Annotated in this window: 15 protein-coding genes; 2 read left to right on the forward strand and 13 right to left on the reverse strand. The window is 64.3% G+C overall.

Going from position 1 to position 15525, the window contains the following annotated elements; translation table 11 throughout:
* Positions 1 to 28 precede the first annotated feature (28 nt).
* A complete protein-coding gene (locus tag HIM68_RS16040) occupies positions 29 to 874 on the forward strand; it encodes an ABC transporter permease (RefSeq protein WP_139907187.1) in 846 nt (281 codons plus the stop codon).
* A gap of 28 nt (positions 875 to 902) precedes the next feature.
* On the opposite strand, the gene HIM68_RS16045 is transcribed toward HIM68_RS16040, so the two are convergent.
* Positions 903 to 1634, reverse strand: coding sequence for a CoA pyrophosphatase (locus HIM68_RS16045; protein ID WP_139468711.1), 732 nt, complete (start codon positions 1632 to 1634; stop codon positions 903 to 905).
* Positions 1631 to 2404 (reverse strand): endonuclease III, encoded by a 774-nt coding sequence (gene nth, locus HIM68_RS16050; protein ID WP_216657213.1) that lies wholly within the window; start codon positions 2402 to 2404, stop codon positions 1631 to 1633. The genes HIM68_RS16045 and nth overlap by 4 nt, the downstream gene beginning before the upstream one ends.
* A gap of 246 nt (positions 2405 to 2650) precedes the next feature.
* On the opposite strand from nth, the gene HIM68_RS16055 reads away from it, so the two are divergent.
* The gene (locus tag HIM68_RS16055) at positions 2651 to 3328 is read left to right on the forward strand and encodes a Crp/Fnr family transcriptional regulator (protein WP_101545702.1); all 678 of its coding nucleotides are present in this window, start codon (positions 2651 to 2653) and stop codon (positions 3326 to 3328) included.
* Between the two features lie 279 nt (positions 3329 to 3607).
* On the opposite strand, the gene HIM68_RS16060 is transcribed toward HIM68_RS16055, so the two are convergent.
* The 11 genes from HIM68_RS16060 to HIM68_RS16110 form a co-directional block, all read right to left on the reverse strand.
* Positions 3608 to 4375 (reverse strand): MBL fold metallo-hydrolase, encoded by a 768-nt coding sequence (locus tag HIM68_RS16060; RefSeq protein ID WP_139907184.1) that lies wholly within the window; start codon positions 4373 to 4375, stop codon positions 3608 to 3610.
* Positions 4372 to 5343 carry a hypothetical protein gene (locus HIM68_RS16065; protein WP_172173956.1) on the reverse strand — a complete coding sequence of 324 codons (972 nt, stop codon included), beginning with the start codon at positions 5341 to 5343 and terminating at the stop codon, positions 4372 to 4374. Before HIM68_RS16065 ends, HIM68_RS16060 begins: the two co-directional genes overlap by 4 nt.
* Positions 5333 to 5806 carry a RidA family protein gene (locus HIM68_RS16070; RefSeq protein ID WP_139907182.1) on the reverse strand — a complete coding sequence of 158 codons (474 nt, stop codon included), beginning with the start codon at positions 5804 to 5806 and terminating at the stop codon, positions 5333 to 5335. The genes HIM68_RS16065 and HIM68_RS16070 overlap by 11 nt, the downstream gene beginning before the upstream one ends.
* Positions 5807 to 5855: 49 nt before the next feature.
* The gene (locus HIM68_RS16075) at positions 5856 to 6011 is read right to left on the reverse strand and encodes a hypothetical protein (RefSeq protein WP_009883339.1); all 156 of its coding nucleotides are present in this window, start codon (positions 6009 to 6011) and stop codon (positions 5856 to 5858) included.
* Positions 6012 to 6290: 279 nt separating this feature from the next.
* Positions 6291 to 8687 (reverse strand): transglycosylase domain-containing protein, encoded by a 2397-nt coding sequence (locus tag HIM68_RS16080; protein WP_172173959.1) that lies wholly within the window; start codon positions 8685 to 8687, stop codon positions 6291 to 6293.
* 55 nt (positions 8688 to 8742) lie between these two features.
* The gene (locus HIM68_RS16085) at positions 8743 to 9690 is read right to left on the reverse strand and encodes a metallophosphoesterase (protein ID WP_172173962.1); all 948 of its coding nucleotides are present in this window, start codon (positions 9688 to 9690) and stop codon (positions 8743 to 8745) included.
* Between the two features lie 85 nt (positions 9691 to 9775).
* Positions 9776 to 10684 (reverse strand): metal ABC transporter permease, encoded by a 909-nt coding sequence (locus HIM68_RS16090; protein ID WP_172173965.1) that lies wholly within the window; start codon positions 10682 to 10684, stop codon positions 9776 to 9778.
* Positions 10681 to 11550 (reverse strand): metal ABC transporter ATP-binding protein, encoded by an 870-nt coding sequence (locus tag HIM68_RS16095; protein WP_172173968.1) that lies wholly within the window; start codon positions 11548 to 11550, stop codon positions 10681 to 10683. Before HIM68_RS16095 ends, HIM68_RS16090 begins: the two co-directional genes overlap by 4 nt.
* 2 nt (positions 11551 to 11552) lie before the next feature.
* On the reverse strand, positions 11553 to 12623 hold the full coding sequence (locus HIM68_RS16100) for a zinc ABC transporter substrate-binding protein (RefSeq protein WP_172173989.1): 1071 nt from the start codon (positions 12621 to 12623) through the stop codon (positions 11553 to 11555).
* Positions 12624 to 12999: 376 nt separating this feature from the next.
* Entirely contained in the window at positions 13000 to 14052 is a 1053-nt protein-coding gene (locus HIM68_RS16105) for an aspartate-semialdehyde dehydrogenase (RefSeq protein WP_139468721.1), read from the reverse strand.
* Entirely contained in the window at positions 14049 to 15374 is a 1326-nt protein-coding gene (locus HIM68_RS16110) for an aspartate kinase (RefSeq protein WP_139468722.1), read from the reverse strand. Before HIM68_RS16110 ends, HIM68_RS16105 begins: the two co-directional genes overlap by 4 nt.
* Between the last annotated feature and the right edge of the window lie 151 nt (positions 15375 to 15525).

Consider the following 15525-nt stretch of genomic DNA (forward strand, 5'->3'; position numbering starts at 1 on the left):
CTCCACACCGTCCAGAGAGGACAGACCAATGTCACACAGTCACCCGATCACCGATACCCCGACGACAGCAGCGACCACCGCCTCTCCCCTCCCCCGAGGGGTCTCCCGTACACGCCCTCGCGGGTTCTCCACCGAGGCCGCCTTCATCGGCAGGAGCCTGCGTCACGCTGTTCGCGACGTCGAATCGCTGCTCATGGCCGTCGCTCTGCCAGTGATGCTCATGCTCATGTTCACCTTCGTCTTCGGCGGCGCTCTCGATCCCGACGGCGGCTACGTCGACTACGTCGTCCCCGGAATCATCCTCACCTGCGCCGGATTCGGTGCCGCCTCGACCTCGCTGTCGGTGGCTTCGGACATGACCTCCGGGTTCGTCGACCGACTGCGGACGATGCCGGTGCGAGCGTCTGCCGTCATCACCGGGCACGTGGCGGCGAGCCTCGCAAGGAATCTGTTCGCCACTTCCATCGTCCTCCTCGTCGCCGTCGCCATCGGATTCCGCCCCTCCGCCGGAGTGGGCGAATGGCTGGCGACCGTCGGACTCGTCGCCCTCTACATTCTGGCGATCACGTATCTCTTCGCCGCTATCGGCCTCGCCGCGAAGTCTCCCGAATCCGCCAATGGATACGGTTTCATCCTGCTCTTCCTCCCGTACGTCTCCAGCGCGTTCGTGCCGGTCGAGACCATGCCGAAGTGGCTGGAGGTGTTCGCCGACAATCAGCCGATCACCCCGATCATCGACGCTCTGCGCGCACTGCTCATTGGCACCGAGATGGGCGCTTCCGGCTATCTCGCTGTCGGCTGGTGTCTGCTCATCCTCGCTGTGGCGGCGGTGTGGGCGGCGGTGCTGTTCAGAGCGAAGGCCGGGCAGCGCTGACCGTCGCCGGAATCCGCAGTGGCCGAATTCAGAAGTCGATGGCGATGGGAACCTTCTTGTCCCAATCACCGGCCCAGCCGAGATGGTCGAGGGCGAAGTCGAGGATGCCGGCAGTGAAGCCCCATACCTTGAGGACTCCGACGTCGAAGGCCGGGGTCGAGATCTTCAGATCGGGACGGGCGAAGGTTCCGCGGTTGGCGGGGGCGACGAGGTCGGCGATGGCCACCCGATAGACGGAGTAGGACTCCCGCTGATCCATCACCTGGACTTGGCCCGGCTGACGCCAATAGCCGATGACCGGAGTGACCTCGAACTTCGAGACGGGGATATAGAGCGGGTCCATCTCTCCGAGAACTTCGACGGTGTCCGGGGAGATTCCGGCTTCTTCCTCCGCTTCACGCAGCGCGGCGGCCGCCATGGAATCGTCTTCGGGATCACGACCGCCTCCGGGGAAGGCGACCTGCCCGGGATGATGGCGCAGGGTCGCGGCACGCTGGAGAAGAACGATGTCGACATCGGCGACGCCGAGTTCGGCCAGGCGCGATGCTTCTGCTCCTCCTGCCTCGGTGCGAGGCTCTCCCCCGCGCCCGAAGAGCATGAGAACGGCGGCGTCACGGGCGGACTGCTCTGCGGCGTCCTTCTGTCGGCGCAGCCACAGCGGGGACCCGTGCGAGGCAGCGAGATCTTCGAGCTGCCCGCGCAGGGCCCCATCGGCGATCGTCGCCGATTCGGGTGGAAGGTCGGGGATTCGGGCGCTCATCGTCCCTCCTCGGGGACAGCCTCCTCGGCGGGAGTGGCCAAAGGCGCCATTTCGAACCGAAGCATGGCACGTGCCTTGTCCGGGTCGAGTTCCCCGATCCCGAACGATGGGCACAGCGCCGTCAGGGGGCAGGCTCCACAGGCGGGCTTGCGGGAATGGCAGATGCGGCGGCCGTGGAAGATCACCCGATGCGAAAGCATGGTGAGGTCCTTCTTCGGGAACAGGGCCGCGATCTCGTGCTCGGCCTTGACCGGATCGGTCTCCTCGGTCCAACCGAAGCGGCGGGCCAGCCGGCCCATATGTGTATCGACGGTCAGCCCAGGGGTGTCGAAAGCGTTTCCGAGGACGACGTTCGCGGTCTTTCGTCCGACTCCGGCGAGCTTGACGAGCTTGTCCAGCTTGTTCGGCACCACGCCGTCGTATTCATCGACGAGTTCGTTCGCGAGCTTGACGATGTTGCGGGCCTTGGCCCGGTAGAACCCTGTGGAGCGGATGTGCTCCTCGACCTCGATGAGATTGGCCACGGCCAGGGCGTGGGCGTCGGGGAAGACGGCGAAGAGGCTCGGGGTGACCGAGTTGACGCGGATATCGGTGGTCTGGGCGGAGAGGACGGTAGCGATGAGCAGCTGGAACGGAGACTCGAAGTCGAGCTCGCACTTCGCGTTCGGATACACCTCGGCGAGGATGCGATGGATCTTCCGCGCCCGGCGGGTCCGGCCCAGCGGGGTCTCCTTCGCGAACTTCCGCGCGCTCTTCTCTGCCACAGTCAACACGACTCACCATCCTAATCCGTGCCCTGTCATTCCGCAGTCATGCCGGTCACACCCGTGAATCATGTTCGCGCTCGTATCTGCGCACCTTGTTCTGGCCGGCTGCGGGAATGGTGTGGACGGGAGTCGTGTTGGGCGGTGCGGGAGAGGTTTTCATACTGATGGGCCACACTCCCGCGTCTTTGCTGGTATCGATGCAGATGACCAGGTAGATTTGTGTGTGATTATCACGACAAGGAGGAACCAGTGGATATTGAAGTGGTGCGGGGCGCGACGCTCTTCGCAGGTCTGGACGATGAAGCCACCAGTGCATTGATGAAGTTCATGAACCCGCGGAGTCTCCGTCGGGGAACCGTGCTCTTCCATGAGGGCGATGCCGGTGACGAGCTCTACATCGTCTCCTCGGGCAAGCTCAAGATCGGCCGTGAGTCCTCCGACGGCCGTGAGAACCTGCTGTCCGTGGTCGGCCCCGGCGAGATCATCGGTGAGCTCAGCCTCTTCGATCCGGGCCCGCGTTCGACCTCTGTCACTGCCGTCTCCCAGTCGGAGCTGCTCAGCCTCAAGCACGAAGACCTCACCACTTGGCTCAACGAGCGTCCGCAGGCCGCGATGAACCTGCTCAAGGCCCTCGCCCAGCGTCTGCGTCGCACCAATGAGACCGTCGGCGACCTTGTCTTCTCCGATGTGCCCGGCCGTGTCGCCAAGGCTCTGCTCGATCTCGCCGCTCGCTTCTCGAAGCCGGCTCCCGACGGTGTGCTCGTCGCTCACGACCTCACTCAGGAAGAGCTGGCTCAGCTCGTCGGTGCCTCGCGTGAGACCGTGAACAAGGCACTGGCCGACTTCGCCGCCCGCGGCTTCATCCGTCTCGAGGCCCGCTCCGTCGTCATCCTCGACATGGACCGCATGCGCAACCGCGCCCGCTGATCCTCCCAGCGACCTCCGGCCGCTATGGCCGCGTGGACGCCGCGACAAATGGACGCCCCAGCCGATTCGGCTGGGGCGTTCGTTCTGGTCGGGACAGGTGTGCGTCGTGCCCGGCGCTCGCCGTCTCAGGGGCTGTCGCGTGAGGTGTGGGAAGTTTCGTGATCGCGTTCTGATCCAGTCATCGAGTTCAAACTCGATGACTGGATCAGAACCCGAGTTGTGAGTGGTGTGGCATCCAGCTAGACCGAAGACGTCGCGCGCCAGGCACCGCAGCGGGACTCAGGCGTCGTCGGCGGCGGGCAGGGCGTCGAGGTAGGCCAGCTGAGCCTTGACGATCTGCTCGGCCGCCGACCGTACGCTGGAGTCGACGTCGTGGTAGACGATGTCGCATACCTCTGAGGCCGTCTTCGCCCCCTGCTCCAATGCCGCTTTGACCTGCTCGATGCGTTCGAGTCGGTGGGAACGGTAGTAGTCGATCACCTCGGCGGGGGCGTCGATGCGCTCACCGTGGGCCGGCTCGATGATGGCGAACTCCCCGTCGTCGAGCAGCTCCTTCAATCGGTCGAGGGAGTTGAGATAGTCGCCCAGGGAGCCTTCCGGGTGGGTGACGATCGTCGTCCCCTCCCCCAGGATCGTATCGCCGCTGTAGAGGGCTCCGGAGTGGATGAGGCTGATGCTGTCGCTCGTGTGTCCGGGGGTGGCGACGACGCGCAGAACGTCGGCCGGAGTGTCACCGAAGGCGATCTCGTCGCCGTCGCTGACCGGGTCCGTGTGCCGAGCGAAACGCTCGAGCACGGCATAGACGGGCACGTCGGGGGCCCACTGGTCGATGCTTCCGAGCATCTCAGAATGGTCGGCGTGCTGGTGGGTGAGAACGACCGCCGCCAGGTCACGGTCGGCCACTTCCGCGAGGAAGGCTTCACGATGATCGGCCATCTCCGGTCCGGGATCGATGACAACTGCGGACGTGTCATCCTGGCTGGTGAGAACGTAGGTGTTCGTACCGGTCAGGGTCATCGGGCCGGGGTTGTTCGCACGGATTCTCATGAGTCGTCGTTCTCCTCGTCTGTCGTTTCGTCATCGTCACCGCTGAATGTCAGGAAGCCGGGGTTCTGGTCGGTGTCGGTCTCGCCGACGGCCACGGCCCGGTCGCGCAGGCTTCCCTTGCTGTGGGGGTCCTTGCCCGTGTGGATGACGACCTTCCAGTCGCCGTCGTCATCGACGATCTCCGGACGCAGCGGGTGGAGGTTGCGGATCTGCGCCATGGCCGCGCCCACGGTCGGGACCTCGGCGAGGCTTTCGACGATGATGCGGGCGGCCGCGCCGATGCGGTCGGGGTCTCCTCCCACCTCGGCGATGATCTGGTCGGGGCGTTTCCATCCGGCAGAGGTCTCGTTCGGTGACAGGAAGTCGACGTCCTGGCCGAAGGGCACGGTGGCGATGAAGTAGGTGGTGTCGAAGCGGTGCAGCTGGGTGGGGGTGTTGATCCAGCGCAGCCACGGTTTGCACAGATCGGGACGCAACCGCAGGTCTCGGTCGCGTAAGACCTGTGACCAGGACACTTCGTTCGAGAACAGCCTCGATCGGGTGGTGTTCCAGTCCGTCTGCGGTGCGGCCACGATCTCCCGGTCGACATCCTCGGCGAGCAGGATTCCGGTGGCAGCGAAGGTGATGCGGGCGGCCGCGGAGAAGTGGTGGAGGGCGCGGGATTTGTTTTCGATGCTCAGCGCACGGGCGCACCGGGCCGAATTCCATCCGGCCAGAGGCAGCTTCCGCACATCACCCGGGCGCAGGCTGCTGGTGGGAAATGCCCACCGGTTGCGGTCTTCGACGCCGCGGGCGTCGAGTTGCCGGGTGATGAAGAGTTCCAGCCCGTCCGCGGAATCCCGGATCAGCACGATCGCCGAGGTGGGTCGCGGGGCCTCCGGGACGGGCCACCGTCCGTCGGACTGCCAGTGGTCAAGCAGCCACCGCAGCTCCGACGAGACGGGAAGAGTGCGTCCGCTAAGCGGCATCGCCTGAGACCTCGACGATGACTTCGACCTCGACGGGGGTGCCCAGAGGCAGAGTGTTCACGCCGACCGCGCTGCGGGCGTGCTGCCCACGGTCTCCGAAGATCTCGCCATAGAGCTCGGACACGCCGTTGATGACGGCCGGCTGCTGGGTGAAATCGTCGGCGGAGTTGACGAAGCCGGTGACCTTGACGACGCGCACGATCTTGTCGAGATCGCCGATGACTCCGGCGATGGCGGCCAGAGCGTTGAGCCCGGCGGTGCGTGCAAGTTGGTAGCCGGTGTCGAGGTCGACGTCCGTGCCGAGGTGACCGGTCGCAGGCAGTTTGCCGTCGACGACGGGCAGCTGGCCCGAGGTATAGACGTAGTTCCCGGTGCGCAGTGCGGGGACGTAGGCGCCGGCTGGTGTGGCGATCTCGGGCAGTTCGAGGCCGAGTTCGTTCATGCGCTCAAGGGTCTTCGACATTGTTCTTCTTTCGGTGAGGGTGGGGTGTCAACGGTCCGGCCGGTTCAGCTCATTCTTTGGGGCGTTTGAGGTAAGCCACGAGTCCGTTGTTGTCGGGACCCGGGACGACCTGCACGAGTTCGTATCCGTCCTCGCCCCATTGGTCGAGGATCTGCTTGGTCGCGTGGACGATGAGCGGCACGGTGACGTATTCCCACTTGGTCATGGTTCTCCTCAGTTGTTGGTGCGGCGCCGAGGCGGTCCGAGTGATCCGGTATGACCAGGCTTTCCTGGTGCGGTCGACGACGCAGGTCCGTTCCCCACACTAGCCCAGACTGGGCACGCTGGGCACCCGTGTTCCGTGGGCGGCGGTCACAGCTGTTTCGCTGCGGCGACACCCGTGAAAGTCAGACAGCGAAGGCGGGGAGGCCCTGGTCCTCCCCGCCTTCACCGGGACGTTCTCCGCCGGGTTCTATCGGCCGGTCACGACCGGCATCTCATCGGCTCAGTTGCCGCCGAGGCCGGGAGCCTCGCCGCCGCCGTCACCGCCGTCACTGCCGCCGTCACTGCCGCCGTTGTTGCCGCCGCCGTTTCCGCCGCCGCCTCCGTTGTTTCCGGAGTTGCCGCCTCCACCGCCGCCGTTGCCGCCGCCACCGGTGCCGCCACCGCCGTTGCCGTGGCTTCCGCCACCGCCACCAGTGCCGGTGCCGCCGCCTCCACCGCGGCCGCCGCTGGACGAACCGCCACCACCGCCGGAGCCGCCGCCGGAGAAGTACTTGCTGCTGGGCTTCGGGAACCCGGTATTGCCCTTGGTCTCCTTCACCGCCTGGCTCATGTATGCCTGCCAGGTCTTACCGGAGATGGTCGCACCGTAGATGTGGCCTCTGACGGCGCCGGCGCCGTTGGTGCGCCAGTCCCGAGTGCCCCCCGGATCGCCGGTCCAGACCGCAGTCGACAGCGTCTTGGTGAACCCGAGCAGCCAGGTGTGACCGACCTCGAAGTTCGTCGTACCGGTCTTAGCGCCTGCCGGAACTCCGATCTTCAGCGAGCTCGTCGTACCGCCGTTGAACGTCTGAGTCAGCGCGTAGGCGACGCCCTTGGCCACTTCCTTGTCGAGCACTCGCTTGCAGCCTTCGCCAGGCAGGTCGAGCTTCTCGCCCTTGCGGTCCTTGATCTCAATGATCGGCTTCGGTCCGCAGAATTCGCCTTCGTTCGCGAAGGTGGCGAACGCCGCGGCCATGGCGATCGGCGTGGTCTCCGTCGTACCGAGAATCGACGACGGTGACAGGGCTTGGATGAAGCCGGACTTGTCCTTGAAGTCGAGCGCCTCTCCGCTGCCATAGCGGATGCCGAGGTCCATAGCGGTGTCCATGACATCACACATGTTCAGCTGGTTGCCCATCGCCGCATAGCCCGTGTTGACGGACTTCTTCGTGGCCTCCAGCGCGGTCATCGAACCCTTGCCTTCACCGTCGCCGGCGTTGTTCGGGTCCCAGTCTCCGCCCATATTCGGACAGCCCTCGTACTTCCAGGAGCTGGCCGGGAAATTGCGCTTCGTCGCATTGACGGTGGTGTTGAGGCTCTTTCCTTCCTTCAGCCATGCCGTCAGGACGAAAGGCTTCCACGTCGAACCGACCTGGAAGCCGCCGCCTCCGTTGTGCTTCTTGTCGACGGTGTAGTTGATCGAGGTCTTCTTGTTCTTGTCCTTCTTCTTGACCTCTCCCGCGGTGTATTCGCGGTTCTCGGCCATGGCGATGACTTCACCGGTTCCAGGTTCGATCGTCACCAGGGCGTGACCGGCGCCGGAGGGGTCGCCGACGGGGACGCGCTTCTTGATCTCTTTGTCCGCGATCTTCTGGATATCGGGATTGAGGCTGGTCTTGATCTTCAGACCGCCACGTTGGAGGAAGGCCAGGCGTTCGTCAGCCGTGTCGCCGAAGGTGTCATCATTCATAATGACGTTCTGAACATAGTTGCAGAAGAATTCTGCCTTGCTCTTGGCTGCCGAACAGCCGTTCGGAGTCTCATGCAGGTCGAGGTCGAGGTCGGTCTTGACCGCCTTGTCGTACTCCTTCTGCGTGATGTGGTCGTACTTGAGCATCTGCCCGAGCACGGTGTTGCGACGCTTGAGCACCTGGTCGGGGAACCGCTGCGGGTTGAACGCCGAGGGGTTCTGCACGATTCCGGCGAGCATCGCCGACTGCTGGATGTTGAGATCTTTCGCGTGGATGCCCCAGTACCGGTAGGCGGCGGCTTCGACACCGTAGACGTTCGGGGAACCCGAATAGTTGTTGATGTTCATGTAGCGATTGAGGATTTCCTTCTTGTCGTACTTCTTCTCAACCGCGACAGCGAGTTTGGCTTCGCGGAGCTTACGCGCATAGCCGGCGGTGCCTTCGGACTCCTTCGCCGCAGCCACACCTTCGGAGTCTTCCTCGGCATGCGCGTTCTCTGCCAGCACGTTCTTCACGTACTGCTGGGTCAGCGTCGATCCGCCCTGAGTCGTCGAGGACACCATATTGTGCACCGCTGCACGAGCAATGCCCTCGATGTCGACGCCGCCGTGTTCGAAGTACCGGTAGTCCTCGACGGCGATCGTCGCATTCTGCATATCCTTCGAGATCTTATCCAGCGGGACCTCCTGGCGGTTCTGCCAGTAGAACTCCGCAAGCTCGGACCCGTCGGAGGCAAGCATCGTCGACTTCTCACCGAGGTCCTTGATCTCCAAGGTCGCGGGGAGTGAATCGAAGATCTCGACAGCGCTGTTCGCACTGGCTGTTGCGACACCGACTCCGGGAATGGCCAGACCGGCAGCGACGATTCCCGCCACTGCGCTGACGGCCACGAACTGCATGAACGCGCCCATTTTTGTGGGTGGGGCGTTTGACTCAGGAGACACCATGGTAGCCAGTTTAACGAATTTGCCTTGTGCAAATCTTCAGAAACCGCTGAACAGGTTAGGCCATTGCGACGAGTTCCAAGACGCTGACTTCAGGTCGGCAGGCGAAACGCACTGGTGAGTACGGTGAGAATCCGAGACCGGCGGAGATGGCGACGAGGCTCTTCCGGTACGGAAAGACTCCGCGTGCGCGTGTCCGATCGAGGTCGCAGTTCGTCACCGGCGCACCCCAGAAGGGCACGCGGATCTGTCCCCCGTGAGTGTGTCCGGCCATGATGAGGTCCGCCCCCGCCGAGGCGAACGCCTCCAAGGTCCGCGAATACGGGGCGTGTGTCACGCCCACCTTGAGCCCGGCCTCGGAATCGAACCGCGGATGCTCAAGCACGCCCTTGCCGGGTGCTCCCCCACTCCAACGGATCCGGTCGCGGTCGATATGGGCGTCGCCGAGCCCGGTGAAGTGGATCCGGGTGCCCTTGATCGTCAGGGTCGCCTCGGTGTTGTCGAGGAAATGCCATCCCTGACTACCGGCCGACGAGTCCGACGGGGATGTCGGTTCTTCGAATCCGCGGACGAGGGCCCCAACGTCGAGATCGGGGTTCACTCGGTGTTTGACCTGGGACGGCGATCGCAGATACTTCGCGGGATTCTTCGCCTGCGGCGAGAAGAAGTCATTTGACCCCAGGACGAAGACTCCGGGTGTGTCGAGCAGACCGGAGAAGACGTCGAGGACGTCGGGCACGATATCGGCCGAGAGGTTGTCACCGGTGTTGACGACGACGTCCGGTTCGAGCCGGGTGAGCGCTTTGACCCAGGAGGCACGGTGCTTCTGCCAGGGCGCCAGGTGCAGGTCGGCGACGTGGAGGATCCGGATGGATTCGGCTCCGGCAGGCAGGATCGGCAGGGTGTGGTGGCGGATGGCGAAGAGGTGCGGTTCGATGACCGCACCCCAGATTCCGGCGGCCGTGGGGGCGGCAAGAGCACCGGCGAGGAGAGCGCGCTTCTTCATTCCCCCAACTCTATCCGCTCCCAGAACTACCTGACGGCGGCCCAGCAACCTCGCGCGAGGTTGCTGGGCCGCCGTCAGGTAGCAACTAGGGGGTAGGGATGGGGGTGTTGTGTTCTCTTGCAGCGCGGTGGGCGCGGCGTCGGTGCAGGGATTTCATCCGGCGACCTCCGACGAGACGGCAGACGACGTAGATGAGGAACGAGATCGTCGTGACGAACGGGCTGATCGGGACCACCGGTGAACCGAGCGCAATGAGGATTCCACCGACCGAGGCGGTCACGGCGAAGATCACGCTGAGCACCGGAACCCACACCGGCGAGGCCGAGAGCTGGGTTGCTGCGGCGGCCGGGGTGATGAGAAGAGCGAGGACGAGGAGGACACCGACGACCTGCACGCTCAGCGCCACCGCGAGTCCGAGGGTGAGCATGAAGACGATGGTGAGCACACTGACCGGCACACCTTTGGCCCGTGCCACCTCGGGGTCGAGGCTGGAGAACATGAGCGGACGCCAGACGATCGCCAACACCACGAGTACGGCCAGCGCACAGATGATGAGGGTGAGGATCTGGCCGGGTGTGATCGCGACGATCTGGCCGGTGAGCAGCCCGAACTTGCTCGCCGCTCGCCCGTCGTAGAGGGCGAGGAAGAGGATCGCCAGTCCCAGGCCGAAGGGCATGAGGACGCCGATGATCGCGTTCTTCTCCGAATCCTTGGCCCCGCCGATGCCGATGATGAGAGCCGCGACGACGGACCCGACGATCGACCCGGTCACGACGTCGAAGCCGACGAGTAGGGCGAAGGCAGCACCGGCGAAGGAGAGCTCGGAGACCCCGTGGACTGCGAAGGGGATGTCCCGAGCCATGACGAAGACACTGATGAGGCCTCCGACAACGCCGAGCAGCGCCGCGGCGATGAGAGAATTGGCCAGCAGCGCCACGAGCTCGCCGTAATCCTCGAAGGTGAAGAGGTTGGCAAAGATCTCAGGAATGCTCATCGGTTCACCACCGTCCCGTCGAGGTCGAAGGAGTCATCGGGCAGGTTGTGGTGGTCGACGCATTCCTCTTCACCGCCGACGACGACGAGGCGGCCGCCGACGCGGACCACTTCGACCGGAGCACCGTAGAGGCGGGACAGCGATTCGGTGGTCATCACCTCGGCGGGGGTGCCGATGAGGAAATGCCCGCCGACGATATAGAGCACCCGGTCGACATACGGCAGGATCGGGTTGATCTCGTGGGTGACGAAGACGACGGCGGCATCGCGTTTGACCCGCTGTTCGTGCAGCAGCGCGGCCACCACCTGCTGGTGGTGCAGGTCGAGGGACAGCAGCGGTTCGTCGCAGAGCAGCACCGTGGGATCGTTGGCCAGGGACTGTGCCACACGCAGTCGCTGCAGCTCACCGCCGGAGACCGTGCCGGCGGGGGCGTCGGCATAGTCGGTGGCGCCGACGGAGGCCAAGAGGTCTTCGACCTTCTTCTTTCGCCCCCGGGACAGCAGGCCCATCCCCCACCGGTGACCGTCGATGCCCATGCGCACCAGATCGCGGCCGCGCATCGGAGTGTGCGGATCGATTCCGCGCTGCTGCGGAATGTAGCCGATGGCGGGATTGCCCTTGTGCACTTCCCGACCGCCGACCTCAGCGGTGCCGGCCGACAGTGCATTCTGTCCCAGCAGCACCTTGAGCAGGGAGGTCTTGCCGGTGCCGTTGGGGCCGAGCACGGCGAGGAACTCCCCGGGCGCGACGTCGAGGTCGAGATCGTGCCAGAGCACACGCGGGCCGAACCGCAGTTCGGCACCGCGCAGTCGAATCACCGGCTCCCGTCGCGTTGCCGGTGCGGAAGCGTCGGATTCCTTGGCCATGTTCAGTGCTTGTGCCCTTCGAGTGCGGTTGAGATTTCGGTGATGTAGCCACCCATCCAGTCGGCGTAGTGCGTTCCCGAAGGCATGGTCTCGGCGAGGTCGACGACCGGGACGTCGGAGTCCTCAGCGGTGGACTTCAAGGCCTCTGCCTGCGGACCTGCCGCTTGAGTATTGTATCCAAGCAGCACGGCATCTCCATCGGAGATCTGCTTCTCCGCGGCCTTGAGCACCAGCGGCGGCACATCATTGCCCTCTTCGACCGCGGCGAGGAACTCCATCGAGGTGACGTTCTCGAGTCCCATATCGTCGAACAACCACAGCGGAATCGGTTCGGTCGCAGCGACCTTCTCGCCGCCGTGTTCCTTCTTCACCGCATCGATATCGTCCTGCAGGGCGGTCAGCTGCGCCTTGTACTCTTTCGCGTTCTCCTCGAACTCTCCCTGATGTTCCGGCAGGGCCTCGCCGAGGTGGGTCGCCGCCTCGTCGACGAGCTTCGTCATCGTCGGGACCGAGTACCACAGGTGTTCGTTGAATGATCCGTGATCGTGGCCTTCGTGGCCCGCATCATCGTGGCCCTCTTCGGCATGTTCATGGTCATGTGCCTCCTCACCCTCGTGAGCGTGCCCGCCGCCGTGGGCTTCCTCGTCGTCATGGCCCTCACCGTGTTCATGGTCGTGGGGCTCGTTGCCGAGGCCTTCCGAGCCGGGCAGGCCCGAGATCGAAACGGTATCGATGATGTCGACGTCAGTACCGGAGGCATCGAGCATTCCGGTCATGAATGCGTCGTAGCCGCCGCCGTTCTGTACCACGAGGTCGGCCTTCGACAGTTTGAGTCGATCCTGCGTGGTCGCCTCGTAGGAGTGAGGATCCTGGTTCGGATCATCGATGATCGGGCTCACCTCGGCGAAATCGCCGGCGACTTGGGAGACGATGTCGGCGTAGACGTTGGTCGAGGTCACCACGCGCAGTGCCCCGGTGTCGGCTTCGGAGGCCTGTCCCCCGCAGCCGCTGAGGACCAGCGTCGCCGAGGAGGCGATGGCAGCGGAAGTGAGAAGAATGCGCGAGGAGGTCATGAGGAGCCTTTCTAAGGCATCGAGGATGAAGCAACATCGTCGACGATACTCAGATCAGAGGCCCGCCACTAATATAAATATTTATATATAGCAACGCTTTTATATGTTCTGGCCGCTTTCGACACTTGGCACCCATACCGTCACCCAAGGTCCGCTCGTTCAAGGCGGAGCGCACTTTTCGCTCCGTGTACCGCGTGCAATCTGCGGTTGCGCTTGAACAAGTTCGACCGGCGTGCGGGAACTCTGGATAAACGAGCGTGGCCTTGAACGAGACTGCCGCTGACGGGCAGTCGAGTGCGACTGCGGGAAACAACGAACCGCCCGAAAGCGTGTGCTTCCGGGCGGTTCATCACCTGACTGTCGTTGCCTTGCCGGCTCAGGCGGCCTTCGCCTCGAGCTTCTTGGCCAGCAGAGCGGCGATCTGCACGGTGTTCAGTGCCGCGCCCTTGCGCAGGTTGTCGTTGGAGACGAAGAGGACGAGTCCCTTGCCTGCTGGTGCCGACTGGTCGGCGCGGATGCGGCCGACGTAGCTGTCGTTCCGACCTGCGGCCTTGAGCGGGGTCGGGACCTCGTCGAGGGAGACTCCGGGTGCCTGCGACAGGATTTCGGTGGCCTGCTCGGGGCTGATGTCGGAGTCGAATTCGGCGTGGATGCTCAAGCTGTGTCCGGTGAAGACTGGCACGCGCACGCAGGTGCCGGCGACCAGCAGGTCGGGCAGGCCGAGGATCTTCCGGCTCTCGTTGCGCAGCTTCTTCTCTTCATCGGTTTCGTTCTGCCCGTCGTCGACGACCGATCCGGCCATCGGCAGGACGTTGAACGCAATCGGTTCGACGTAGTTGTCAGGCTCCGGCAGGCTCACCGCGTTTCCGTCGGTGGTGAGCTTGCGGGCATCGGGCAGACCGGCTTCGAGCTGACCGGCGAGCTCCTCGACCCCGGACAGACCCGAACCGGACACTGCCTGGTAGGTAGCCACGATGAGACGGCTCAGTCCGGCCTTGTCATGGAGGGCCTTGAGCACGGGCATGGCGGCCATGGTCGTGCAGTTCGGGTTCGCGATGATGCCCTTGGGCGGCTCATCAAGGGCATTGGGGTTGACCTCGCTGACGACGAGCGGAACCTCCGGGTCCGAACGCCACGCCGAGGAGTTGTCGACGACGATGGCACCGGCCGCGGCGAAACGCTCGGCCTGTGCCTTCGACGTCGCCCCACCGGCGGAGAACAGGGCGATATCGAGTCCGCTCGGATCCGCCTCGGCGGCGTCTTCGACGGTGATCGGCTGGCCCTTGAAGTCGATCGTCTTCCCGGCCGAACGGGCCGAGGCGAAGAGCCTCAGGGACCCGATCTCGAACCCGGGATCGTCGGCCAGCAGGTCGAGCATGACTCCGCCGACCTGGCCGGTCGCACCGACTACTCCGATATTGACGCTCATCGTCCGGTACCTCCGTACACCACTGCTTCGTTGTCTTCACTGTCGAGTCCGTAGGCGGCATGAGCGGCACGGACCGCGTCGTCGAGCAGGTCTGCTCGGGTGACGACGCTGATGCGGATCTCCGAGGTGGAGATCATGTCGATATTGACCTGGGCTTCGCTGAGCGCTTCGAACAGGGTCGCGGTCACGCCCGGGTGGGAGCGCATTCCGGCGCCGACGACGGAGAGCTTGCCGATCTGGTCGTCGTAGCGGACCTGGTCGAAGCCGATCTCTGCCTTCACACCGTCGAGGGCCTCGAGCGCCTTGGCTCCGTCGTCCATGGGCAGGGTGAATGAGATGTCCGTCTTCCCCGGCTCGCGGGTGGAGATGTTCTGGACGATCATGTCGATGTTGGCTTCCTGCTTGGCCAGAGTCTTGAAGATCTCAGCGGCCTTGCCGGGGACATCGGGAACACCGACGATCGTGACCTTGGCTTCCGAGCGGTCGTGGGCGACGCCGGAGATGATTGCCTGTTCCATGGTGGACTCCGTTTCTGGTTCCGCTGCCGGGGTCGATGATCCCCGGCCCTGGCGGAAGGCTTCGGGGATGGGTGAATCGGTCACCCAGGTTCCTTGGTTGCGAGAGAATGAGGACCGCACGTGCACCGGCACGTTGTAACGGCGGGCGTATTCGACGCAGCGGAGCATGAGGACCTTGGCGCCCGAGGCGGCCATCTCCATCATCTCTTCGTAGCCGATCTCATCGATCTTGCGCGCCGTGGGCACGATCCGCGGATCCGCGGTGAAGACGCCGTCGACGTCGGTGTAGATCTCACACACATCGGCGTCGAGCGACGCGGCCAGTGCCACAGCGGTGGTGTCGGAGCCGCCGCGGCCGAGTGTGGTGATGTTCTTCGCAGTCTGGCTGACGCCCTGGAATCCTGCGACGATGGCAACGTATCCCTCGTCGAGGGAGGACCGGATGCGGCCGGGAGTGACGTCGATGATTCGGGCCTTGCCGAACTGCTCATCGGTGATGACTCCGGCCTGGGAGCCGGTGAAGGACTGGGCTTCGAAGCCGAGGTTGGCGATCGCCATGGCCAGCACCGCCATCGAGATGCGCTCACCGGCGGTCAGCAGCATATCGAGTTCGCGGGCGGGGGGCATGGGGGAAACCTGTTGGGCCAAGTCGATGAGATCATCGGTACTGTCACCCATGGCCGAGACCACGACAACTACTTCGTGACCGGCTTGACGGTACTCGACAATTCGTTTGGCCACCCGCTTGACCGATTCCGCATCGGCTACCGAGGACCCACCGAACTTCTGGACGACTATGCTCACTGCAGTATCTTCCTTATCGCTGATAAGTTCCGTGCCAGGCGATCGATTCCATGGTTCCAAACATGGAGGTCTCGTGCTGCATCGATCAGGATTTCAGCCGTGTCGGGCTCCCGGCACCTGAACCATTGTATGAGGTGCGTCATTCCGCTTC

The organism is Brevibacterium sp. CT2-23B, from assembly GCF_013168765.1.
Taxonomy (GTDB): domain Bacteria; phylum Actinomycetota; class Actinomycetes; order Actinomycetales; family Brevibacteriaceae; genus Brevibacterium; species Brevibacterium sediminis.